This window comes from Streptomyces sp. NPDC027189 (assembly GCF_055566975.1).
Map to the genome: position 1 here is coordinate 39,794 of NZ_JBVHRI010000019.1, position 21,122 is coordinate 60,915.

Annotated in this window: 17 protein-coding genes and 3 pseudogenes; 8 read left to right on the forward strand and 12 right to left on the reverse strand. The window is 71.9% G+C overall.

What is annotated here, in order from left to right; translation table 11 throughout:
- Nucleotides 1-63 precede the first annotated feature (63 nt).
- From nadC to ACZ4RZ_RS34895, 4 genes and pseudogenes are all read right to left on the reverse strand, one after another.
- Nucleotides 64-1,035, reverse strand: a pseudogene (gene nadC, locus ACZ4RZ_RS34880) (carboxylating nicotinate-nucleotide diphosphorylase); the annotation flags it as partial.
- A gap of 5 nt (nt 1,036-1,040) precedes the next feature.
- The gene (locus ACZ4RZ_RS34885; RefSeq protein ID WP_467750813.1) at nt 1,041-2,834 is read right to left on the reverse strand and encodes an L-aspartate oxidase; all 1,794 of its coding nucleotides are present in this window, start codon (nt 2,832-2,834) and stop codon (nt 1,041-1,043) included.
- The gene (gene panC / locus ACZ4RZ_RS34890) at nt 2,831-3,823 is read right to left on the reverse strand and encodes a pantoate--beta-alanine ligase (RefSeq protein WP_467750815.1); all 993 of its coding nucleotides are present in this window, start codon (nt 3,821-3,823) and stop codon (nt 2,831-2,833) included. Before panC ends, ACZ4RZ_RS34885 begins: the two co-directional genes overlap by 4 nt.
- Nucleotides 3,820-4,740 (reverse strand): Rossmann-like and DUF2520 domain-containing protein, encoded by a 921-nt coding sequence (locus tag ACZ4RZ_RS34895; RefSeq protein WP_467750817.1) that lies wholly within the window; start codon nt 4,738-4,740, stop codon nt 3,820-3,822. Before ACZ4RZ_RS34895 ends, panC begins: the two co-directional genes overlap by 4 nt.
- Before the next feature lie 171 nt (nt 4,741-4,911).
- Between ACZ4RZ_RS34895 and ACZ4RZ_RS34900 the strand changes: the two genes are divergently transcribed.
- A complete protein-coding gene (locus ACZ4RZ_RS34900) occupies nt 4,912-6,144 on the forward strand; it encodes a threonine aldolase family protein (RefSeq protein ID WP_467750819.1) in 1,233 nt (410 codons plus the stop codon).
- Here ACZ4RZ_RS34900 and ACZ4RZ_RS34905 read toward each other — a convergent pair.
- The gene (locus ACZ4RZ_RS34905) at nt 6,134-6,346 is read right to left on the reverse strand and encodes a hypothetical protein (protein WP_467750821.1); all 213 of its coding nucleotides are present in this window, start codon (nt 6,344-6,346) and stop codon (nt 6,134-6,136) included. The genes ACZ4RZ_RS34900 and ACZ4RZ_RS34905 overlap by 11 nt on opposite strands.
- A 191-nt stretch (nt 6,347-6,537) precedes the next feature.
- Here ACZ4RZ_RS34905 and ACZ4RZ_RS34910 point away from each other — a divergent pair.
- A pseudogene (locus ACZ4RZ_RS34910) lies at nt 6,538-6,740 on the forward strand (DUF5937 family protein); the annotation flags it as partial.
- Between the two features lie 115 nt (nt 6,741-6,855).
- Here the strand turns inward: ACZ4RZ_RS34910 and ACZ4RZ_RS34915 are convergent.
- The 3 genes from ACZ4RZ_RS34915 to ACZ4RZ_RS34925 form a co-directional block, all read right to left on the reverse strand.
- A complete protein-coding gene (locus tag ACZ4RZ_RS34915) occupies nt 6,856-7,488 on the reverse strand; it encodes an AAA family ATPase (protein ID WP_467750823.1) in 633 nt (210 codons plus the stop codon).
- A 79-nt stretch (nt 7,489-7,567) separates the two neighbouring features.
- A complete protein-coding gene (locus tag ACZ4RZ_RS34920) occupies nt 7,568-8,239 on the reverse strand; it encodes a response regulator transcription factor (protein WP_467750825.1) in 672 nt (223 codons plus the stop codon).
- 94 nt (nt 8,240-8,333) lie between these two features.
- Complete coding sequence (locus tag ACZ4RZ_RS34925; RefSeq protein ID WP_467750827.1) at nt 8,334-9,539, reverse strand: sensor histidine kinase; 1,206 nt, start codon at nt 9,537-9,539, stop codon at nt 8,334-8,336.
- A gap of 118 nt (nt 9,540-9,657) precedes the next feature.
- Between ACZ4RZ_RS34925 and ACZ4RZ_RS34930 the strand changes: the two genes are divergently transcribed.
- Complete coding sequence (locus ACZ4RZ_RS34930) at nt 9,658-10,713, forward strand: SAM-dependent methyltransferase (RefSeq protein WP_467750828.1); 1,056 nt, start codon at nt 9,658-9,660, stop codon at nt 10,711-10,713.
- Here the strand turns inward: ACZ4RZ_RS34930 and ACZ4RZ_RS34935 are convergent.
- The gene (locus tag ACZ4RZ_RS34935; protein WP_467750830.1) at nt 10,678-11,829 is read right to left on the reverse strand and encodes an NADH-quinone oxidoreductase subunit D; all 1,152 of its coding nucleotides are present in this window, start codon (nt 11,827-11,829) and stop codon (nt 10,678-10,680) included. The genes ACZ4RZ_RS34930 and ACZ4RZ_RS34935 overlap by 36 nt on opposite strands.
- 31 nt (nt 11,830-11,860) lie before the next feature.
- On the opposite strand from ACZ4RZ_RS34935, the gene ACZ4RZ_RS34940 reads away from it, so the two are divergent.
- Together ACZ4RZ_RS34940 and ACZ4RZ_RS34945 are read left to right on the forward strand one after the other, a co-directional pair.
- A complete protein-coding gene (locus tag ACZ4RZ_RS34940; protein ID WP_467750831.1) occupies nt 11,861-12,355 on the forward strand; it encodes a PH domain-containing protein in 495 nt (164 codons plus the stop codon).
- A complete protein-coding gene (locus tag ACZ4RZ_RS34945) occupies nt 12,352-13,698 on the forward strand; it encodes a PH domain-containing protein (protein ID WP_467750832.1) in 1,347 nt (448 codons plus the stop codon). Before ACZ4RZ_RS34940 ends, ACZ4RZ_RS34945 begins: the two co-directional genes overlap by 4 nt.
- 268 nt (nt 13,699-13,966) lie before the next feature.
- On the opposite strand, the gene ACZ4RZ_RS34950 is transcribed toward ACZ4RZ_RS34945, so the two are convergent.
- The 3 genes and pseudogenes from ACZ4RZ_RS34950 to ACZ4RZ_RS34960 form a co-directional block, all read right to left on the reverse strand.
- The gene (locus ACZ4RZ_RS34950; RefSeq protein ID WP_467750834.1) at nt 13,967-15,370 is read right to left on the reverse strand and encodes a hypothetical protein; all 1,404 of its coding nucleotides are present in this window, start codon (nt 15,368-15,370) and stop codon (nt 13,967-13,969) included.
- Nucleotides 15,371-15,700: 330 nt separating this feature from the next.
- Nucleotides 15,701-16,198 (reverse strand): annotated as a pseudogene (locus ACZ4RZ_RS34955) (glycine betaine ABC transporter substrate-binding protein); the annotation flags it as partial.
- Between the two features lie 45 nt (nt 16,199-16,243).
- Nucleotides 16,244-17,365 carry an alpha/beta hydrolase gene (locus tag ACZ4RZ_RS34960; RefSeq protein WP_467750835.1) on the reverse strand — a complete coding sequence of 374 codons (1,122 nt, stop codon included), beginning with the start codon at nt 17,363-17,365 and terminating at the stop codon, nt 16,244-16,246.
- Nucleotides 17,366-17,591: 226 nt separating this feature from the next.
- On the opposite strand from ACZ4RZ_RS34960, the gene ACZ4RZ_RS34965 reads away from it, so the two are divergent.
- From ACZ4RZ_RS34965 to ACZ4RZ_RS34975, 3 genes are all read left to right on the forward strand, one after another.
- Nucleotides 17,592-19,397 (forward strand): phosphatidylglycerol lysyltransferase domain-containing protein, encoded by a 1,806-nt coding sequence (locus ACZ4RZ_RS34965; protein ID WP_467750837.1) that lies wholly within the window; start codon nt 17,592-17,594, stop codon nt 19,395-19,397.
- A gap of 148 nt (nt 19,398-19,545) precedes the next feature.
- Nucleotides 19,546-20,454: a dihydropteroate synthase gene (gene folP, locus ACZ4RZ_RS34970; RefSeq protein ID WP_467750838.1), complete on the forward strand. Its 909-nt coding sequence runs from the start codon at nt 19,546-19,548 to the stop codon at nt 20,452-20,454.
- On the forward strand, nt 20,451-20,945 hold the full coding sequence (locus ACZ4RZ_RS34975) for a nuclear transport factor 2 family protein (RefSeq protein WP_467750839.1): 495 nt from the start codon (nt 20,451-20,453) through the stop codon (nt 20,943-20,945). Before folP ends, ACZ4RZ_RS34975 begins: the two co-directional genes overlap by 4 nt.
- Nucleotides 20,946-21,122: the final 177 nt, after the last annotated feature.

The following is a 21,122-nucleotide window of genomic DNA, read 5'->3' on the forward strand; positions in this document are numbered from 1 at the left end:
CGATGCGTCGTGCGCCGATGCGTCGTGCGCCGATGCGTCGTGCGCCGATACCTCGTCCGGCGCGGCCTCACGCAGGTCGAGGCCGATGTCCAGGATCGGCGAGGAGTGCGTGAGGGCGCCCACGGCCAGGTAGTCGACGCCCGTCGCGGCGTACGCCGCCGCATTGCTCAGGGTGAGGCGGCCCGAGGCCTCCAGGAGGGCGCGGCCGTCGACGAGGGCGACGGCCTCCTCGCACTCGACGGGTGTGAAGTTGTCCAGAAGGATCAGGTCGGCGCCCGCGTCCACGACCTCGCGCAGCTGGTGCAGGGTGTCGACCTCGACCTCGATCGGAACCTCCGGGAAGGACTCCCGTACGGCCTTGAAGGCCTGCGCCACGCCGCCCGCGGCGACCACGTGGTTGTCCTTCACCAGCGCGGCGTCCGAGAGGGACATGCGGTGGTTGACGCCGCCGCCGCAGCGCACCGCGAACTTCTCCAGGGAGCGCAGGCCCGGCGTCGTCTTGCGGGTGTCGCGCACGCGGGCCTTGGTGCCCTCCAGAGCGTCCGCCCACGCGCGCGTGGCGGTCGCGATGCCGGACAGGCGGCAGAGCAGGTTCAGCGCGCTGCGCTCGGCCGTCAGCAGGTCGCGGGTGCGGGTGGTGACGCTGAGGAGCTTCTGGCCCGCCTCGACGCGGTCGCCGTCGTCGACGTGCCGCTCGACCGCGAACTCATCGGTGCAGACCACGGAGATGACCGCCTCGGCCACCCGCAGCCCCGCGACGACGCCCGCGTCCCGGGCGGTGAAGTCGGCGGTGGAGACGGCGTCCTCGGGGATGGTCGCGACGGTCGTCACGTCCACGCCGTGGTCGAGGTCCTCCTGAATGGCCACGTTGGCGATGTCCTCGACCTCGAGGGGGTCGAGACCGGCGTCGGCGAGGAGCTGGGCGAGCGCGGGGTCGAGGCCGCACTCCATGTACGCGTCGTCCATGTCGGCGCCGCAGCCGCAGCCGTCGCCGCAGCCGTCGCTCTGGGCGAGGGGAAGGTCGGGGGTGCTCACTGCTGTCACTGCTCCTGGGGACGGGGCTCGAGCGCCGGCTGGGGCATGGGGGTCCCCCCTGCTCGAGCGAAGCCGAGGCCTTGGGGGACGGTCGGGGGGAAGTCTGCTGTGTCGGTGGTGTGTACGGCGAGCGTCCGGTCGGGATTCAGCCGTACGACGATGTGGCGGCGCCAGTCGGTGTCGTCCCGGTCGGCGTGGTCCTCGCGCCAGTGGCAGCCGCGGGTTTCCTCACGCCGGCGGGCGGCGGCGACCAGGACCCGGGCCACGCACAGAAGGTTGGTGGCCTCCCAGGTGTCGACGCCGGGCTCGGAGGTCTTGCCGTTCTCGTCGAGGGCGTCGCGCGCGTCGGTGTGCAGTTGCTGGAGGCGGTCGGCCGCCTGAGCGAGGGACTCGGCCGACCGCAGCACGCCCGCGCCGTCCGTCATGATCCGCTGGATCGTGAACCGGGACTCGGGGGCGAGCAACGGGTGCGCGGGCTTCTCGGGGTGCGGGACCGGTACGGGCACGCGCGCGTGAAGGCCGTTCTCCGCCTGGCTCTCCGCGATGTCGACGGCGATGCGCTCGGCGTAGACGAGGCCTTCCAGGAGGGAGTTCGAAGCGAGCCGGTTGGCGCCGTGGACGCCGGTGCAGGCGACCTCGCCGCACGCGTACAGGCCCGGCACCGTGGTGCGGCCCCGCGCGTCCGTGCGGACGCCTCCGGAGGCGTAGTGCGCGGCCGGGGCGACCGGGACGGGCTCGGTGACCGGGTCGATGCCGTGGGCGCGGCAGGCGGCCAGGATCGTCGGGAAACGGTGCTCCCACATGTCGGCGCCGAAGTGCCGGGCGTCGAGGAACATGTGCTCGGCGTCCCGCTCCTGCATGCGGCGCATGATGCCCTTGGCGACGATGTCCCGGGGCGCCAGCTCGGCCAGCTCGTGCTGCCCGACCATGAAGCGCACGCCGTCCGCGTCGACCAGGTGGGCGCCCTCGCCGCGCACCGCCTCGGAGACCAGCGGCTGCTGGCCCTCCGCGTCCGGGCCCAGGAACAGCACCGTCGGGTGGAACTGCACGAATTCGAGGTCGGAGACCTCGGCGCCCGCGCGCAGGGCGAGCGCCACGCCGTCGCCCGTGGAGACCGACGGGTTGGTGGTCGCCGAGAAGACCTGGCCCATGCCGCCGGTCGCGAGGACCACGGCGGGGGCGTGTACGGCTCCCACGCCGTCGTGCTGGCCCTCTCCCATGACGTGCAGGGTCACGCCCGCGGTGCGGCCGTCGGCGTCCGTGAGGAGGTCCAGGACGAGCGCGTTCTCCACCGTGCGCAAGCCACGCGCGCGTACCGCCTCGACCAGGGCGCGGGAGATCTCGGCCCCTGTCGCGTCGCCGCCCGCGTGCGCGATGCGGCGGCGGTGGTGGCCGCCCTCGCGGGTGAGTGCCAGCTCGCCCTCGGTGGACTCGTCGAAGTGGGCGCCGGTCGCGATCAGGCGGCGGACCGCGTCGGGGCCCTCGGTGACGAGGATGCGTACGGCCTCCTCGTCGCACAGGCCCGCGCCCGCCACCAAGGTGTCGTCGAGGTGCTGCTCGGGGGTGTCGCCGTCGCCCAGGGCCGCGGCGATGCCGCCCTGCGCCCAGCGCGTGGAGCCGTCGTCGAGGCGCGCCTTGGTGACCACGACCGTTTTCAGGCCCGCGGCCTCGCAGCGCAGGGCCGCGGTGAGTCCCGCGACCCCGGAGCCGACGACCACGACATCCGCGGTGAGGGCCCAGCCGGGGGCGGGCGCGTGCAGTCGTATGCCAGTACCTGTACCTGTGCCATTGCCGGTCACGAGGCGGCTCCGAAGGTGAGGGGGATGTTGTCGATCAGCCGGGTCGTCCCGACCCGGGCGGCGACGGCGAGAACCGCCTCGCCGGTGAAGTCGTCCTCGACCTCCGTGAAGTCGGACGGGTCGACCAGCGTCAGGTAGTCCAGGACCAGCGGCGGCTGCATACGGGCCGCCTCGTCGAGGATCAGCCGGGCGGCCGCGCGTACGCCCGTGGGGCCGCCGGGGGCGGCCTTGGCGACCGCGTGCGCGTCGGCCGCCGCGCGGGATTCGCCTATGGCGCTGAGGGCCTCGGCACGCGCGCGCGTGGCGGGCACTTCGCGGGCACGCGCGCGAAGTGCCTCCTGCGCGGCGTGCCGGTCGCGGCCGGCGAACAGGGCCTGCGAGAGGGCCAGAGCCGTGCGCCGCTCCTCGGTCGAGAGGTAGCGGTTGCGGCTGGAGAGGGCGAGTCCGTCCTCCTCGCGCACGGTGGGCACGCCGACGATCTCCACGCCGAAGTTCAGGTCGCGCACCATGCGCCGGATCAGGGCGAGCTGCTGGGCGTCCTTCTGCCCGTACAGCGCCACGTCGGGGCGGGTGAGGTGCAGCAGCTTGGCGACGACGGTGAGCATGCCGTCGAAGTGGCCGGGGCGCACGGCCCCCTCCAGACGCTCGCCCATGGGGCCCGCTGAGATGCGGACCTGGGGCTCGCCGCCCGGGTAGACCTCGTCCACGGAAGGGGCGAACACGACATCCGCGCCCGCCTGTTCGGCGATCTTGAGGTCGGCGTCGAGAGTGCGCGGATAGCGGTCGAGGTCCTCGCCCTTGCCGAACTGAAGCGGGTTCACAAAGACCGTGACGACCACCTCGCCCTGGTCCCCGGCGATCTCGCGGGCGGTGCGGATCAGCGTGGCGTGACCCTCGTGGAGGGCGCCCATGGTCATCACGGCGGCGCGGCGGCCCGCACGCGTGCGGGCGTGCAGTTCGTCGGCGGTGCGCAGCAGGGCGGTGGTCATCCGGCATCTCCCTCGGTGCCGTTGGCGAGTACCCCGAGCAGGTCCTCGGCGAGTTCCGGCTTGAGCAGTCCGTGGGCGAGCGCGCGATCGGCGGTCGCCCGGGCCATCGCGAGATAGCCGGCGACGGTCTGCGGGGCATGCCTGCGCAACTCGGCGATGTGCGCGGCGACCGTGCCCGCGTCCCCGCGCGCGACGGGCCCGGTGAGGGCCGCGTCGCCCGACCTGAGGGCGTTGTCCAGGGCGGCGCCGAGCAGCGGGCCCAGCATCCGGTCGGGGGCCTCCACGCCCGCGACGCGCAGCAGCTCCATGGATTCGGCGACCAGGGTCACCAGATGGTTGGCGCCGAGCGCGAGTGCCGCGTGGTAGAGCGGCCGGCTCTCCTCGGCGATCCACTCGGGCTCGCCGCCCATCTCGATCACCAGAGCCTCGGCGGCCAGCCGCAGCTCCTCGGGCGCCGTGACCCCGAAGGAGCATCCGGCAAGCCGCTGTACGTCCACGGGGGTGCCGGTGAAGGTCATCGCGGGGTGCAGCGCGAGGGGCAGCGCGCCCGCCCTGAGCGCCGGGTCGAGCACGCGCGCGCCGTAGCGCCCGGAGGTGTGCACCAGCAGTTGGCCGGGCCGCACGGCCCCCGTCTCGGCGAGTCCCTCGACGAGCCCGGGCAGGGCGTCGTCCGGGACGGTCAGCAGCACCAGATCCGCGCGCTCCAGGACCTGTGCCGGTGACACCAGCGGCACGTCGGGCAGCAGCTCCGCGGCCCGCCGCCTGGAGGCGTCGGAGACCCCGGAGACGGCCACCGGGCGGTGCCCGGCCAGCTGGAGGGCCGCGGCGAGCGCGGGGCCGACACGGCCGGCGCCGACAACGCCGACGGTGAGCCGCGCGGGGCGGTCCTTGGGGTCTGGCGGTGGGAATGTACTCACTCGACGGCGGCCTTCCGTTCCAGTCCGCTCGGGGTACCGGACGATTTCTCGTCATGTTAACGCGATTGGTTCGACGGCAGTTGTGCTGTCCACAGGCTGTGGGTTTCCGCAGGTCGTGGGGGTGCGGAAATCGGGGTGACCGGTCGGGTGGGCTCGCGACATCATCCAGGGATGAGCGACAGGGCGGCAGAGACCGAGAAAGAGCCCGCGGAACAGCCCGTGGGCGGGACGGCCGAGCAGGTCACGCAGGAGACGGCGCAGCTGTCCCCGGAGCAGCGATTCGAACGGCGTGCTGTCGTCTGGAGGGCAGCGGAACGGGTGCTGTGGAGGCCCAGCTACCAGCAGACGATCCGCGAGCGTCTGGCCTGGCTGAACGAGAGCGCCGAGGGCGTGTACGACCTCGACCGGCGGGCGGACATGTACGGCGACGGGATCGTCGAGACGCTGGAGGAGCGGGTCGCGGATCTGCTGGGCAAGGAGGCCGCCGCCTTCTTCCCCACCGGCACCATGGCCCAGCAGGTCGCCCTGCGCTGCTGGGCGGGGCGCACCGGGAACGCGACCGTCGCGGTGCATGCGCTCGGCCATCCCGAGGTCCATGAGCGTCATGCGTTCAGCCAGGTCAGCGGCTTGCGTCCGGTCCGTGTGACCGACCTGCCCCGGCTCCCGACCGCCGAGGAGATACGGGACTTCGACGAGCCCTTCGGGGCACTGATGCTGGAACTGCCGCTCAGGGACGCCGGTTTCGTTCTGCCTTCCTGGGAGGAGCTCTCCGAGGTCACGGAGGCCGCCCGGGAACGCGACGCGGTGGTCCACTTCGACGGGGCCCGGCTGTGGGACTGCTCCACGCACTTCGGCCGCTCCCTGGATGAGATCGCGGGTCTCGCCGACAGCGTCTACGTGTCGTTCTACAAGTCGCTCGGCGGCTTCGGCGGGGCGGCGATCGTGGGCCCGAAGACCCTCATCGACGAGGCGAAGGCCTGGCGGCACCGGTACGGCGGCATGATCCTCCAGCAGTTCCCGACGGCCCTGGCCGCGCTCATCGGCCTGGAGCAGGAGCTGCCCCGGCTGCCGGAATATGTGGCCCACGCGCGCGTGGTCGCCGCCGCGCTGCGTGAGGGGCTCGCGGAGGCCGGAGTCCCGTGGGCGCGCGTCCACCCCGAGGAGCCGCACACCCACCAGTTCCAGGTCTGGCTGCCGTACGACCCCGACGCCCTCACGAACGCGGGGCTGCGGCAGGCCGAGGAGACGAAGACCGGCCTGTTCGCGCAGAGCTGGGTCCGTGGCGGCCCGGGGCTGGCCTTCACCGAGGTCACGGTGGCGGCGCCCGGCCTGGAGTGGACGGCCGACGACGTCAAGGCGGCGGTACGGGACTTCGTGGCGCGGCTGCCCGACGTCAGCAGCTGACACGGCGCCCGTGCAGCCACCCGCCCAGGGCCTCCCGTATCCGGCCGTGGGCCGGGTGCCCCGCCACGACCGCCCGGAACTGCCGGTGGTCACGCAGTTCGCGCGCGAGCTGCCAGTCGCGGCTTCCGGGTGTGGGCGGGGCGGGCTCGCCGTGCTGCGCGGCCCGGTAGGCGTCGAGGAAGTACTGCTGGGTGATGCTCATGGCGGTTCGCCTCTCGGGACGGGGATGGGATCCGGTGGGCCCGCGGCCTCATCCGTCAGCGGCTCCGCCGCGGACCGGTCATCCCAGGTTGCGCCTGCTCACGGCGCCTGTCGCCCCGATTGACGGCCGACGTCAATCGGGGCGGCGTTGTCAGTGGTGGAGTGCACCATGGGGGACATGAGCGTGCACATCCGCCGCGCGTGCGGGCCTGGCTGAGGCAGTTCCTGGAGGACTGCGACGAGGCCTTCTTCGCCGGTTCCTGGTCCCGGCTGCGTCACCAGCTCGCCGCGGAGGCCCGCCGCAAGACGGACCCGCTCCGGCACGAGGGCCTCGTCCAGCACTGAGTACGGTGCCGCTGCGCGACTTGGACGAGGCCACCGGACGGATCAGCGTCGGCGAATAGGCCGACGGCCGAACCGCCACGGCGGCGGCCTCCTGCGCTGGGCACCACAAGGCCGGAGAGCGACGATCACACGATCGAGTTATATCGCCAGCCCCAAGCCAAGCCGTCAGTCGAAGCGAATGTGCTTCGCACCCGTCCACGCCCGCCGCAGGCGCCCGCGCAGCACGCCGTCCTTGTTCGGCGTGAGCGTCAGACCCGCCAACACAGCGATGCGGTCGGCTGTCTTGGCGACCGTCGTGTGGTCCGTCCACAGATGCTCGGCGAACTCCGGTTCGCGCAGCCGCTCCAGGCAGTGGTCGAGCTGCTGCACGGCCCAACTCTCGCGCCGCAGCGGGGCGTCCTTGCCGGCGACGTACTGCAGGAGGTGCCCGAAGCCACGCTCGCGCAGCCGCTTCAGCACGGTCTCGCGCTCGGCGAGGAGCGCGAAGTGCCGTACATCGTGGCCCAGTTCGCGCAGCCGCCCGACGGTCTCCTCGAAGTAGCGCGGGTTCGTGACCGTCATGGGCGCGATGACGACGCCGTCGTGCTTGCCGAGGGCGAGGTCGAGCACCTCGACGACACCCCGCCGCCAGGACTCCAAGTCCTGGAAATCTCCGCGCAGTTCGGGCGGCAGCATGCGGCGCAGGCCGAAACCGGCGTGTTCCGGGTCGCAGACGACGCTGCCGGGCAGCCGCCGCTGGATCTCGTGTGCGGTCTGTGTCTTGCCGCCCCCGAAGGGGCCGTTGATCCACAGGAGCATGCGCAGACCCTAGTGGGCGCCGGTTACGCCGCGGTCACGCCCCCGGTGCTCCACGCCCGCGCCGTGCCGGGCCGCGGAGTCAGCCGTGGCCGCCCGCCCGCACCAGCCCCGTCTCGTACGCGAGCACGACCACCTGCACCCGGTCCCGCAGCCCCAGCTTGGTCAGGATGCGCCCGACATGGGTCTTCACGGTCGCCTCGGACAGGACGAGGCGCGCGGCGATCTCCCCGTTCGACAGGCCCTGCGCGACCAGCACCATGACCTCGCGCTCACGGCCGGTGAGCCGCTCCAGCTCCTTGTGCTGGGGCTCCTTGCCGGCGCTGGGCAGCATCGGCGCGAAACGGTCCAGCAGGCGTCGGGTGGTGGACGGCGCGACCACGGCGTCACCGCTGTGCACGGAGCGGATGGCGGTGAGCAGCTCGCCGGGCGGCACGTCCTTGAGCATGAAGCCGGAGGCGCCCGCCTTCAGCCCGGAGAAGGCGTACTCGTCGAGGTCGAAGGTGGTGAGGATCAGCACCTTGGGCGGGTTGGGCTCGGAGCAGATGCGCCGGGTGGTTTCGACGCCGTCCAGCTTCGGCATGCGGACGTCCATCAGCACGACGTCGACCGCGGTGGCGCGCAGCACCTGGAGGGCCTCGACGCCGTCGCCCGCCTCGGCCACGACCTCCATGTCCGGCTGGGCGGCGAGCACCATCCGGAAACCGGTGCGCAGCAGCACCTGGTCGTCGACGAGCATGACTCGGATCGCCATCGGGGTCCTCTTCCCTCTCTGTCACAAGCTCTGTGTAAAGCTCTGCCAGAAGTCAAAAAGCTGTAAAAGCGGCCAAAAGGTGTCGTTACAGGTGTCAGTGGGCGGGCTTCAGCGGCAGCAGGGCACTGATGCGGAAGCCTCCACCGGGCCGGGGCCCCGCGTCCAGGGTGCCGCCGACCATGCCGACGCGCTCGCGCATGCCGATCAGGCCGTGCCCCTGGCCGTCGGCGCCCCCCTCCTCGTACAGCTCGTGGGGTGCGCCCTTGCCGTCGTCCTCGACGAGGAGCCCGAGGCCGTCGTCGAAGTAGACCAGGCGCACGCTCGCGCCCGCGTTCGGCCCCCCGTGCTTGCGCGTGTTGGTGAGCGCCTCCTGCACGATGCGGTACGCCGTGAGTTCTACGCCGCTGGGGAGGGGGCGCGGGGTGCCCTCCACCTTGAAGTCGACGGGGAGGCCCGAGGTGCGGCACTGCTCGATGAGGTCGTCGAGCTGCTCGACATCGGGCTGCGGCACGTACTCGCCGCTCTCCTGGTGCTCGCCGGTGCGCAGTACTCCGAGCAGGCGGCGCATCTCGGCCAGGGCCTGACGGCCGGTTCCGGAAATCGTCTCCAGGGCCTTCTTGGCCTGGTCCGGCGCGGTGTCCATGACGTACGCGGCACCGTCGGCCTGGACCACCATCACGGAGACGTTGTGCGCGACGACGTCGTGCAGCTCGCGCGCGATCCGGGCGCGCTCGGCGGCGACCGCGACCTTGGCCTGCGCCTCGCGCTCCTTCTCCAGGCGGGCGGCGCGCTCCTCCAGCTGGGCGAAGTAGGCGCGGCGCGTGCGCAGGGAGTCGCCGAGCACCCAGGCGAGAGCGAACGGCACCGTCTGGAAGACCGCTATCGCGACATGGCCCAGGGCGCTCGTGCCCCCCTGCGGCCAGCGCACCTCCGCGAGGGTCGCCGCGCACAGGCCGACGGCCAGCGCGAGCCTGGAGGCCCAGCGCGCGCCGTTCGCGGCGACCGTGTAGACGATCACCAGCATGGCGAAGTCGGCGACCATCGTCTCGACGTCCAGGACCAGCTGGACCGCCCCGACCGCGCAGGTCAGCAGGAGCATCTTCTCCGGCATACGGCGGCGCAGCGCGACGACGACGCACAGGACGGCGGAGAGCGCGAACGCCTCGGCGAACGATCCGTGGTGGTCCGGGGCCCCGTTGACACTCGAGGCACTCACGCCGGCGAGCCCGAGCAGGACGACGGCCCAGGCGGTGTCGACCCACGTCGGGTGTCTGCGGAGAAAGTCATAGAGGCGCTGCACGTAACCCAGAGTAGGGAAGCGTGCAGTGTGCAGGGGTCAACCGGAGGGCCGATCCGTAACCGGCACTCGTACTCCCCAAGGTGGAGGCTGCGCACTCCGTGACGCTTAGCCTGGCCCGGTGAGACGTGAGGCGACGGGCGAGTGGCGGGGTTGGCGTGAGGCGACGGAGGAGGCGCTGTACGGGCCTTCCGGCTTCTACCGCAGGCCCGAGGGGCCCGCGGGCCACTTCCGCACCTCGGTGCACGCGTCGCCCCTCTTCGCGCAGGCCGTGGCCCGGCTGCTGTGCCGCCTCGACGAGGCGCTCGACCGCCCCGCCTCGCTCGCCTTCGTCGACATGGCGGCGGGCCGCGGCGAGCTGGTGACCGGCGTCCTCGCCGCGCTTCCCGCGGCTGTGGCCTCCCGCGCGCGCGGGTACGCGGTCGAGCGCGCCGAGCGCCCCGCCGGCCTTGATCACCGGATCGAGTGGCTCGCCGAGCCCCCGAAGGGGATCACCGGCCTGCTGTTCGCCAACGAGTGGCTGGACAACGTGCCGGTGGATGTCGCCGAGGTGGACTCCGACGGCGTACGACGTCTGGTTCTCGTACGAGGGGACGGGACCGAACGCCTCGGGGAGCCCGTGGCGGGGGCGGACGCGGAGTGGCTGCGGAGGTGGTGGCCGCTGCCGTCCGAGGCCTCGGCAACCGTGGCTGTGCCGTCCGAAGGGACCCGCGCCGAAATCGGGCTCCCCAGGGACACCGCTTGGACCTCCGCCGTGTCCACGCTCGACCGGGGGCTCGCCGTCGCCGTCGACTACGCGCACTTCGCCGCCGCCCGGCCGCCCTTCGGGACGCTCACGGGCTTCCGGGCGGGCCGGGAGACGGTGCCGGTGCCGGACGGGTCGTGCGACATCACCGCGCACGTGGCGCTCGACGCGTGCACGCTGCCCGGGGGGCGCGTGATGACCCAGCGCGCCGCACTGCGCACGCTGGGGGTGAGCGGCGCACGCCCTCCGCTCGCGCTCGCGTCCACGGACCCCGGCGCCTACGTACGCGCCCTCGCGAACGCGGGCGCGGCGGCGGAACTCACCGCGCCCGGCGGCCTCGGCGACTTCGGCTGGCTGCTCCAGCCGGTTGGAATTCCGAACGCTTCCCTTGGGGGGCTACTTGTCGATGTCCCCGACCACGAAGAACAGTGACCCCAGGATCGCCACCATGTCCGCGACCAGCGTGCCCGGCAGCAGCTCGGTGAGCGCCTGGATGTTGTTGTACGAGGCCGAGCGCAGCTTCAGCCGGTACGGGGTCTTCTCGCCCTTGCTGACCAGGTAGTAGCCGTTGATGCCGAGGGGATTCTCGGTCCACGTGTATGTGTGGCCCTCGGGTGCCTTCAGGACCTTGGGAAGGCGCTGGTTGATCGGCCCCGGCGGCAGCCCGGCGAGCCGGTCGAGGCAGGCGTCCGCGAGGTCGAGCGAGTTGTGCGTCTGCTCCAGGAGGCATTCGAAGCGGGACAGACAGTCGCCCTCCTGGCGGGTGACCACCTTCAGGGTGTCCTGGAGCTCCCCGTACGCGAGATACGGCTCGTCACGGCGCAGGTCGAAGTCGACGCCGGAGGCGCGCGCGATGGGCCCGCTCACGCCGTACGCGTGCACGGTCTCCGGTGCGAGGACGCCCACGCCCCGCGTACGCCCCCGGAAGATCTCGTTGCCGAGCACCAGGTCGTCGTAGACGTCCAACCGCGAGCGCAGGGCGGCGACGGAGGCACGCGCGCGTGAGGTCCATCCGGCCGGAAGGTCCTCCTTGAGGCCGCCGACCCGGTTGAACATGTAGTGCATGCGCCCGCCGGAGATCTCCTCCATGACGTGCTGGAGCTCCTCGCGCTCCGTGAAGGCGTAGAAGATTGGGGTGATCCCACCCAGCTCCAGGGGGTATGAACCCAGGAACATCAGGTGGTTCAGGACCCGGTTGAGCTCCGCGAGCAGCGTGCGCATCCACACCGCGCGTTCGGGGACCTCCATGCCGAGCATCCGCTCCACGGCGAGGACCACACCCAGCTCGTTCGAGAAGGCGGACAGCCAGTCGTGGCGGTTGGCGAGCATGATGATCTGGCGGTAGTCGCGCGCTTCGAAGAGCTTCTCCGCGCCGCGGTGCATATAGCCGATGACCGGCTCCGCGTGCTGGATCCGCTCGCCGTCGAGCACGAGTCGCAGCCGCAGCACGCCGTGCGTGGACGGGTGCTGGGGACCGATGTTGAGCACCATGTCGGTGTTCTCCGCGGCGCCGCCGATACCGACCATGGTCTCCGTCGTAGGAGTCATGGGGACAGTCTCTCGTACGTACGCTTGCCACATGGAGACGGGGACCATGGAAAACGCCGACGCCGGGCCGGTCTGGAGCGGACTGCCCCCGGGGCTGCTGCGGATGCGACGGCTGTTGCTGGTGGTGTGGCTGGGGTTGCTGGTGATCGCCGTGGGGCTGGTGCTCGGACTGCTCGCGGGGCCGGTCTGGGCGGCCTTCGCCCTGCTGCCGCTCGCCCTGATGGCCTGGGGCTGGCGCATGCTGGGGCGCAACTGGCGCTCCTGGCGGTATGCCGAGCGCGCGGACGACCTGCTGATCAGCCGGGGTGTGCTGTGGCGCGAGGAGACCGTGGTGCCGTACGGACGGATGCAGCTGGTCGAGGTGACCTCCGGGCCCGTCGAGCGGCACTTCGGGCTCGCGAGCGTGCAGCTGCACACGGCTGCCGCGGCCACCGACGCGTGCATCCCGGGTCTCGACCCGGCCGAGGCCGAGCGGCTGCGGGACCGGCTGACCGAGCTGGGCGAGGCACGATCGGCGGGGCTGTGACGACGCCGGCGCCGGGCGCCGAGGACGCGATACGGGTGAAGAAGCCGCTGGTGGAGCGGCGGCTGCACCCGGTGACGCCGTTCCGGCGCGCCTGGGCGCCCGTCGCCGTGATCGCCGGATGGGCGGTGCACGACCCCAACCAGGCGCAGGAGCAGCTCACCAGGCTCACGACGACCGCGCTGCTCGTCGGGCTCGCCGTGTTCGTCCCGGGTGCCGCCGTCTACGGCTTCCTGAGCTGGTGGTTCACGCACTTCGCGGTGACCGACACCGAACTGCGCATCCGTACCGGCCTGTTGTTCCGCCGCACCGCGCACATCCGGCTCGACCGGCTCCAGGCCGTCGACGTCACCCAGCCGCTGCTGGCCCGTGTCGCGGGTGTCGCCAAGCTCAAACTCGACGTCATAGGAACGGACAAGAAGGACGAACTGGCGTACTTGGGTGAGGGTGAGGCCCGCGCGCTGCGCGCCGAACTCCTCGCCCGCGCGGCAGGTTTCGCGCCGGAGACCGCGCACGAGGTCGGCGAGGCGCCGGTACGGCAGCTGCTGCACGTCCCCGCGCGCGTGCTGGCCGTTTCCCTGGTGCTCACCGGCGCCACCTGGGGCTCCCTGGCCGCCGCGCTCGTGGTGCCGCCGGTTCTGTGGCTCGCCACCCACAGCGTGTGGACGGTCCTCGCGACCGGAGTGCCGCTGCTCGGCGCGGCGGGCGCGAGCAGTGTGGGGCGGTTCGTCGGCGAGTACGACTGGACGGTGGGCGAATCGCCGGACGGGCTGCGCATCGACCACGGGCTTCTCGACCGTACGCACGAGACGGTGCCGCCCGGACGCGTGCAGACCGTACGGATCGTGGAGCCGCTGCTGTGGCGGCGGCGCGGGTGGGTGCGCGTCGAGCTGGACGTGGCCGGGTCGTCGAACTCCGTGCTCGTGCCCGTCGCTCCGCGCGAGGTCGCCGAGTCGGTGATCGCGGGGGTGCTGCCGGGAGTGACGGTGCCGGCGTCCTTGCCGGCGTCCTTGTCCCGCCCGCCGCGGCGGGCGGGCTGGTGCGTGCCGTTCTGGTGGCGGGGGTACGGGCTCGCCGTAACCGACACCGTCTTCGCGGCGCGGCACGGCCTGCTGCGCCGCAGCCTCTCGCTCGTGCCGCACGCGAAGGTGCAGAGCGTGCGGCTGACGCAGGGGCCCTGGGCACGGTTCAAGGGGGTCGCCGACGTGCATGTCGACACGGGTGCGGACAAGACGGTGACGGCGCGGCTGCGGGACGCCTCCGAGGCGGCGGAGCTTCTTCGGGCCCAGGCCGACCGGTCCCGTACGGGGCGGCGGGAGGCCCGGCCCGATCGGTGGATGGCGTGACGCGTGATTCCCGGGCGCCTGGGGTGGGGGCTCGGGTCGGGTCCCTCGACGGCGCTTGTCGGGTGCCGCTCGCTGTGGGACGCGTGCCGCTCCGTTATGGGACGGGTGCCGCCCGTTTCCCCGTTGCCCGGGTTGCGGGCTGAGCTCGGGGTGCGTCCGCCGCTCGGCGGTCGCGAGGTGCCGCTCTCCGCGGGACGGGCGCCGCCCCAGCGGCACGATTGCCCACAGCTGTGACGGCTAGGGGGCCGGCTGTCGCCCCGTCAGTCCGTCAGGAAGCCGCGCTGCGCAAACCCGCCACGTCGATCTGTTCCGTCTCGTCATGGGCGGTCAGGTCGATGACCTGGTGGCCCACGCCGCGGGAGCCCTCGTCCGCGGGCTTGAACCCGGCCTCGGCCTCGGCCTTGTGGAGGGCGAGCGCCTCCTGGCCGACCACGTCCGCGAGGTCCTCGTTCTGCACGGCCTCCAGCGCTGCCGCGGACGACTCCTTCTGTGTACCGAAGAAGTCGAACCCGCCCTCGACCGACGGCCGCCGCACGGGCGCCGCCGGTACGACGGCCACCGCGGTCGGCACCGTGAAGTGCCCGGACGGCGTCGCGGACGCCGCGGGCTTCGCACCCTGCGGCGACTTGGAGGACCGAGACGGCTGCGACGGCAGGGAGGGCTTCGCCTCGGCGGCCGCGCGCTGATGCCCGCCGGCCGCCTCGGGCTTCCCCTGCGCCTCACCCTCCTCCGCGGTGGCGTCCGAGGAGGGGCCCGCCTCGGCGGAACCGCCCTTCGGGGCCTCGGCCTCCGCGAACTCACCACTCACGGACTCGTCCATCACCGAGTGGGACTTCGCCGGGGCGGCCTCGACCGCCCCGGCCGGTACCGAGGCCTCCGCGGCCTCCTCCCCCGCAGCGCCGGTCACGATCCGGTTCAGCGCCGCGTTGGCCCGCAGGAAGAGCGACGACCCGGCCGGGGAGAAGACCTCGGGAGACTCAGAAGCGTCCGTCGCCACGGACTCGGAGGCTTCCGAGGACTCGGAGGCGGCAGCGTCCGCTTCTGCGGCAGCCTCCGCTTCTGCGGCCGTCGACGCGCTCGCGGCGGCCGTGTCCTCGGACCCCTGCGACGCCTCGGCCGCCTTCGCAGAAGCCACCGGCTCCGAAGAGGCCGACGCTTCCGGAGTCTCCGGCTCCGCCGACGCCGTCCGCGCGGCGGGCAGCGCACGGGCCGGAGTCGACGCCCCTATCGCGAGCTGCCGACGCCCTTCCAGGGCGCTCGCCCGCTCCGTCTCCGCCGTGGCATACCGCCGCAGCAGCGCCGCGTGTTCGTTGCGCAGGCCCGCCAACTCCGCGCGCTTCGCGCGCAGTTTGTGCTCCAGCTTGGTGCGCAGCTCGCGCGACTCGTCGAGGTCGGTCTCCAGCTCGGCGACGCGCTCCTCGTGACGCCACTCGTCACTCGCCCGCGCGCGCGTGAGGTCCGCGACGCGTTTGCCCGCCGCGGTGTCCCAGCGGCGCATGACGACCGCGCCGACGACCGCTGTCACCGCGGCACCCGCGGCCAGCCCACGGAGCACCAGCGGCTCCGTGAAAAGCCAGGGCCCCACGGCGCAGACGAGCGAGACGCCTGCGATCGCCGAAGGAGGCAGCAGCCTGTGCAAGGGCGGGGAATGGCGGTGACGTCCACGTGGCATGGCCAGAAACTTACCGCGCGTAGGCGAATCTTGGTGTCCCGCCCGGTAAAAACACAGCCATCCCGCAGCCTTCACACCGCCCCGGCCGTCCACAAGGCCCGCCGCTCGTCCCAGAAGGGTCGCTTCTTCCCTCATCGGTCACCACTTCCCACATGGTCGACCCCTTCTCCCGACACGCGGCCACTTCTCCTTCCACGTGCGGCCACTCCTTGATCAAACCCTGCGACTGCGGATACTCCTTGACGACATCCGCCTCCTTCTGGCGCTCCGGATCGACCTTCCGGATCGACCTTCCGGTTGAGTTCCACAAGATCACTCGCGGCCCCTGCGGTTCTTGACCGCCCGCTTGGCCTGCGTCGTACCGACACCCGTGAGGTCGATTCCGGAGATACCGATTCCGTACGTCGTCTTCAGAGCCGGCGCGCACAAGGGCCTCGTCTCGCATTCGTCCCCGGCCGCGAATCTTGACCTTGAGGCCCGACTTCCCGAGATCCGAAAGGGCCTCGAGGTTGTGCTTCTTCGCGAATTCGGAGCTCACCGCGAACGCGTTCTGGTCACCGCGTCGCCGGCGGGCAGCACCTTCAGGCCCTTCGGCTCGGCGAGCTTCTTCGGCGCGGCGACCGTGGCGTCGACATCGCCGGAGGCGACCGCCTTCGCGTTCGCGCCGTTCTCGTTCAGGCCGAGGAATTCCGCGAGCGTCGCCGCGTATTCGCGGACGACGTCGATGGCCCGCTTCTCCAGTTGGGGTTCATAGGTCTCACGGTCGGCGCCCACGACGAATGGGCCCTTGTCGCCGCCGGACGTTTTGTCCGAACCACCACTCTCCAGGCTGCCCCCGCCACACGCGGTGAGCTTCGTAGCTGAAGGAACCGGTCAGCGGTCGCTCAACCGCCCGCTGATCCACTGCAGCGTCGCCGGGATCTCCCGCCGCCACGTGTTGAAGTTGTGGCCGCCGCTGTCGAGGATGATCGACGAGATCCGGGTGAGCCGCTTGGACTTCACGAGGTCTATGAAGCCCAGCGTGGCCTTGTAGTTGGCCTCGCCCACCTTGCTGCTGCTGACGAGCAGTGAGGTGTCGGGCGCGGGCTTGTTCTTCAGGTACCACCGCAGGTCGGCGCTGTTCTGCAGCGCCTTGTCCCCCTGGAAGAGGTCGCCCGTCGTGGGGTCGATCGGTGCCTTGTAGTACGGCGAAAGGCCCACGCCGGCGGCGTACACCTCGGGGTGGTGGATGGCGAGCTTCAGCGCGCAGTAGCCGCCCGTGGAGTCGCCGATGATGCCCCAGCTGCCCGGCTTTTTGCCCACCCTGTAGTGGGCCGATACGGCGTCGGGGAGGTCCTTGGCGAAGAACGACTCGGTCTGCGGGCCGCCGGGGATGTCGACGCACTCGGTGTCCCGCGGGGGCGCGACGGTCGGCCGCAGCATGACGAGGATCATCGGCTGCATCTTGCCGTTCTTGGCCATCTCGTGGGCCGTCTGCGGGTAGTGCAGCCCCTTGATGAGCGCCTCGGCGGTGCCGGGGTAGCCGGTCAGGACGGTGGCGGCGGGGAACGTGCGGGTGCGGTACTGCGGCTGGAAGTACTCCGGGGGCAGATAGACGTATGCCGGAGTGGCGATGTGCGTTGTACGGCCGACGATGTCGACCTTCTGGATCTGGCCGCCGATCTGCGGGCGGGATCCGCCCGACACCTTCACCTGCTGGGTGTCGACCACTTGGAGAGGGCCGCCGCCCGAGCCGTTGTGGTCTATGACAACACCCTCGCCGCTCTCCTGCCCGAAGAGGTCGGCCCAGCTGGCATAGAACCCGAACGCCTGGTTGGCACCGAGACCGATCGAGGCGAAGATCGCCACCTGGGTGGCCAGTAACAGGCCGACCCGTCCGCTGACGGCCCGCCAGTTGCGCCGTGCCAGCCGTGGCCACCACCACACCGTGCCGACGAACAGCAGCACGGCGAGCAGGACCGCCAGCACCAGCACCTTGTTGCTCGTGAGACCCATGAGCTGTTCCTGCCTGCGCTTTCCGTCCCCGGCCTGCGCAGCTCCTTCGCGTGCGCTTGCCCCGGACTTTCCTTGCCTTTTGAACCGGCTTTCCGGAGGGGAGTGAACCTGTCTCCCCAAGACACCGTCCTAGAGGGCGCAATGTCGCCGGATGCCGGAAATGGCGCCGGATTCAAGGTCTCTCGCAGAACTACGGGATGCGATGTCTATCAGGATAGATGGGGAAATGTCGGGCGAGGTTCCGAGCCGAACTGGCCGGTCACGGCGCATACTCCGCGGTCCGCGCCCGGAGGCCGTCCCCGCCCTGGTCGCCAGGGCCTGCACGCTCGTCGGACTCCTGGACATCGCCGCCGGCGTCTTCCCGCGCTTCCGGCGCAGCCGTATGCACGCCATGGCCGAGGTACTGCCCGGCTCGTTCGGCCCGTTCGCCGCCGCTCTGTCGCTCAGTGCCGGCGTGCTTCTGCTGCTGCTGGCTCACGGGCTGCGCCGACGCAAGCGCCGCGCGTGGCGGGCCGCCGTCGTACTGCTGCCGGCCGGTGCCGTCGCGCAGTTCGCCTACCGCCACTCCCTCATCGGCGTCGTCATCTCCCTGGCGCTGCTCGCACCGCTGCTGCGCCACCGCGGCGAATTCGCGGCGCTGCCCGATCCGCGCAGCCGCTGGCGCGCGGTCGCCAACTTCGTTCTCATGGGCGCCGGTTCCCTCGGACTCGGACTCGTCATCGTCAGCGTTCACGAGAACCACATGGTCGGCGACCCGAGTCTGGCCGACCGCATCACCCACGTCCTGTACGGCCTGGTCGGCTTCGAAGGACCCGTCGACTACATCGGACCCACGTCCTGGACGGTCGCCTTCTCGCTCGGCGCGCTCGGCTGGCTGACCGCCGTCACGACGATCTACCTGGCCTTCCGGCCCGAACACCCCGCCGCACGCCTCACGGAGGACGACGAGAGCCGGCTGCGGGCCCTCTTGGAGAAGCACGGCGGCCGCGACTCGCTCGGTCACTTCGCGCTCCGCCGCGACAAGGCCGTCGTCTTCTCGCCCAGCGGCAAGGCGGCGGTGACGTACCGCGTCGTGTCGGGCGTGATGCTGGCCAGCGGCGACCCGATCGGCGATGTGGAGGCCTGGCCCGGCGCGATCGAGCGCTTCATGGACGAGGCCAAGGCGCACTCCTGGACGCCCGCCGTCATGGGCTGCTCCGAGACGGGCGGCGAAGTGTGGACCCGCGAGACCGGTCTGGACGCCCTCGAACTGGGTGACGAGGCGGTGGTGGATGTCGCGGATTTCTCCCTGGCCGGGCGCTCGATGCGAAATGTGCGCCAGATGGTGAAACGCATCGAAAGGGCTGGTTACGAGACGCGGGTACGGCGCATCCGTGACCTCGGCGAGGGGGAGCTGGACCGCATACGTCGCGCGGCGGAGGACTGGCGCGGCACGGACACCGAACGCGGCTTCTCCATGGCGCTCGGCCGCATCGGCGACGCGGGCGACGGGGACTGTCTGATCGCCACCGCCCACAAGGCCGACGCCGAACCCGGCCCGTTCGGTGACCTGAAGGCCGTCCTGCACTTCGTCCCCTGGGGAACGGACGGCGTCTCGCTCGACCTCATGCGCCGGGACCGCTCCGCCGACCCCGGTATGAACGAACTCCTCATCGTGGCGGCGCTCCAGGCGGCTCCCCGCCTCGGCATCCAGCGGATCTCGCTCAACTTCGCGATGTTCCGCTCGGCGCTCGCCCGCGGCGAGAAGATCGGCGCGGGACCCGTGCTGCGCGCCTGGCGCGGCCTGCTGGTCTTCCTCTCGCGCTGGTTCCAGATCGAGTCCCTGTACAAGTTCAACGCCAAGTTCCGCCCGCGCTGGGAGCCCCGCTTCGTCGTCTACGGCTCCTCCCGCGACCTCCCGCGCATCGGCTTCGCCGCCATGCAGGCCGAGGGCTTCGTGAACCTGGCCCTGCCGCGCCTGCTGCGCCGCCGGACGCCGGCTCCACGCCCGTGTGCGCACGCGGTGGCGGAGCGCGGGGTCAGGGCGGCGTAGGCCCCCTGGAACAGGCCTGAGCGAGGGCCCGAACCGCCCAGCCCTGGGCCCTCGCTCAGGCCGCCCGCCGAAGTACCAGGCGGTCGGTCGAACCGAGTGGGTCTCCCGGAGGCGATTCGGCCCCCTGCTGGAGGCCTAGGCTGGATGTATGAGCAATGAGCGCGGGCGCGGCCGAGTCGCGGGACTGCCGACATGGGACCGCTGCGCGGTCATGGGCGTCGTCAACGTAACCCCCGATTCCTTCTCCGACGGCGGCCGCTGGTTCGACACAACGGCCGCCGTCAAGCACGGCCTCGGCCTGGTCAGCGAGGGCGCCGACCTCGTGGACGTCGGCGGCGAGTCCACCCGCCCCGGCGCCACCCGCGTCGACGAGGCGGAAGAACTCAAGCGCGTCATCCCGGTGGTCCGCGGCCTCGCCTCCGAGGGCGTCACCGTCTCCGTCGACACCATGCGCGCGAGCGTCGCCGAGCAGTCGCTCGCCGCGGGCGCCGCCCTCGTCAACGACGTCAGCGGCGGCCTCGCCGACCCCGCGATGATCCCCGCCGTCGCGGCGGCCGGTGCCCCCTTCGTGGTCATGCACTGGCGCGGCTTCCTGCAGGGCGGCAATGTGAAGGGGACGTACGAGAACGTCGTCTCCGAAGTCGTCGACGAGCTGCACGCGCGCGTGGAGGCCGTTCTGGCGGGCGGCATCGCCCCCGACCGTATCGTCGTCGACCCTGGTCTCGGCTTCTCCAAGGACCCCGAGCACGACCTGGCGCTCCTGGCCCACCTCGACCGGCTGCGTGAACTCGGTCACCCGCTGCTCGTCGCCGCGTCCCGCAAGCGGTTCCTGGGCCGCGTGCTGGCCGGCCCGGAGGGCGCCCCGCCGCCCGCGCGCGAGCGGGACGCCGCGACCGCCGCCGTCTCCGCGCTCGCCGCCCAGCAGGGCGCGTGGGCCGTCCGCGTCCACGAGGTACGGGCCACCGCCGACGCCGTCCGCGTCGCCAGGGCCGTCGAGGGCGCCCGCACGGCGGGAGCACCGGCCCCGGAGGCCCAGGCCGCAGAGGGAGCCCGGTGAGCGCCCCCCGCACCGACGTCGAACAGGTCGAACTCGCCAACACCGCCTTCTACGAGGCGATGGAGCGGGGCGACTTCGAACAGCTGTCCTCGCTGTGGCTGTCCCCGCTGGACACGGCCGAGGACGACATCGAGGGCGAGGGTGCGGCGATCTCCTGTGTCCACCCCGGCTGGCCCGTCCTCAACGGTCGCGGCGAGGTGCTGCGCTCGTACGCGCTGATCATGGCGAACACCGAGTACATCCAGTTCTTCCTCACCGACGTGCACGTCTCCGTCACCGGCGACACGGCGCTGGTCACCTGCACGGAGAACATCCTCAGCGGCGGCCCCACCCCCGACGACAGCGACGAGCTCGGCCCGCTCGTGGGCCAGCTGGTCGTCGCCACGAATGTGTTCCGTCGCACAGCCGCCGGCTGGAAGCTCTGGTCGCACCACGCCTCCCCCGTACTCGCCGAGTCCGGCGAGGAAGAGGACGACGACACCCCCGGATGAGTGGGTAGGCGACTCACAGGAACCAAGGAGTGGTTGGAATCACCTACCCCGGGGTAGGGGCGGCTACCAACCCGTGAGCCGCCGTGTTCCCCAGGGGAAACGCCCGGTGAAGCCTCATGACCTTCGCCCGGGCGCCCGCCCTCATGGGCGAACGTTGTCAGTGCCCGCAGGTAGATT

What these genes read in the sequence shown, in the direction of transcription:
- ACZ4RZ_RS34920 (WP_467750825.1), bottom strand. Translation starts at nt 8,239, where the DNA reads ATGGCGATCCGAGTCATGCTCGTCGACGACCAGGTGCTGCTGCGCACC.
- ACZ4RZ_RS34965 (WP_467750837.1), top strand. Translation starts at nt 17,592, where the DNA reads ATGTCGGGCGAGGTTCCGAGCCGAACTGGCCGGTCACGGCGCATACTC.
- ACZ4RZ_RS34935 (WP_467750830.1), bottom strand. Translation starts at nt 11,829, where the DNA reads ATGACTCCTACGACGGAGACCATGGTCGGTATCGGCGGCGCCGCGGAG.
- panC (WP_467750815.1), bottom strand. Translation starts at nt 3,823, where the DNA reads ATGACCACCGCCCTGCTGCGCACCGCCGACGAACTGCACGCCCGCACG.
- ACZ4RZ_RS34905 (WP_467750821.1), bottom strand. Translation starts at nt 6,346, where the DNA reads ATGAGCATCACCCAGCAGTACTTCCTCGACGCCTACCGGGCCGCGCAG.
- ACZ4RZ_RS34950 (WP_467750834.1), bottom strand. Translation starts at nt 15,370, where the DNA reads ATGCCACGTGGACGTCACCGCCATTCCCCGCCCTTGCACAGGCTGCTG.
- ACZ4RZ_RS34960 (WP_467750835.1), bottom strand. Translation starts at nt 17,365, where the DNA reads ATGGGTCTCACGAGCAACAAGGTGCTGGTGCTGGCGGTCCTGCTCGCC.
- ACZ4RZ_RS34900 (WP_467750819.1), top strand. Translation starts at nt 4,912, where the DNA reads ATGAGCGACAGGGCGGCAGAGACCGAGAAAGAGCCCGCGGAACAGCCC.
- ACZ4RZ_RS34940 (WP_467750831.1), top strand. Translation starts at nt 11,861, where the DNA reads ATGGAGACGGGGACCATGGAAAACGCCGACGCCGGGCCGGTCTGGAGC.
- ACZ4RZ_RS34915 (WP_467750823.1), bottom strand. Translation starts at nt 7,488, where the DNA reads ATGCTCCTGTGGATCAACGGCCCCTTCGGGGGCGGCAAGACACAGACC.
- folP (WP_467750838.1), top strand. Translation starts at nt 19,546, where the DNA reads ATGAGCAATGAGCGCGGGCGCGGCCGAGTCGCGGGACTGCCGACATGG.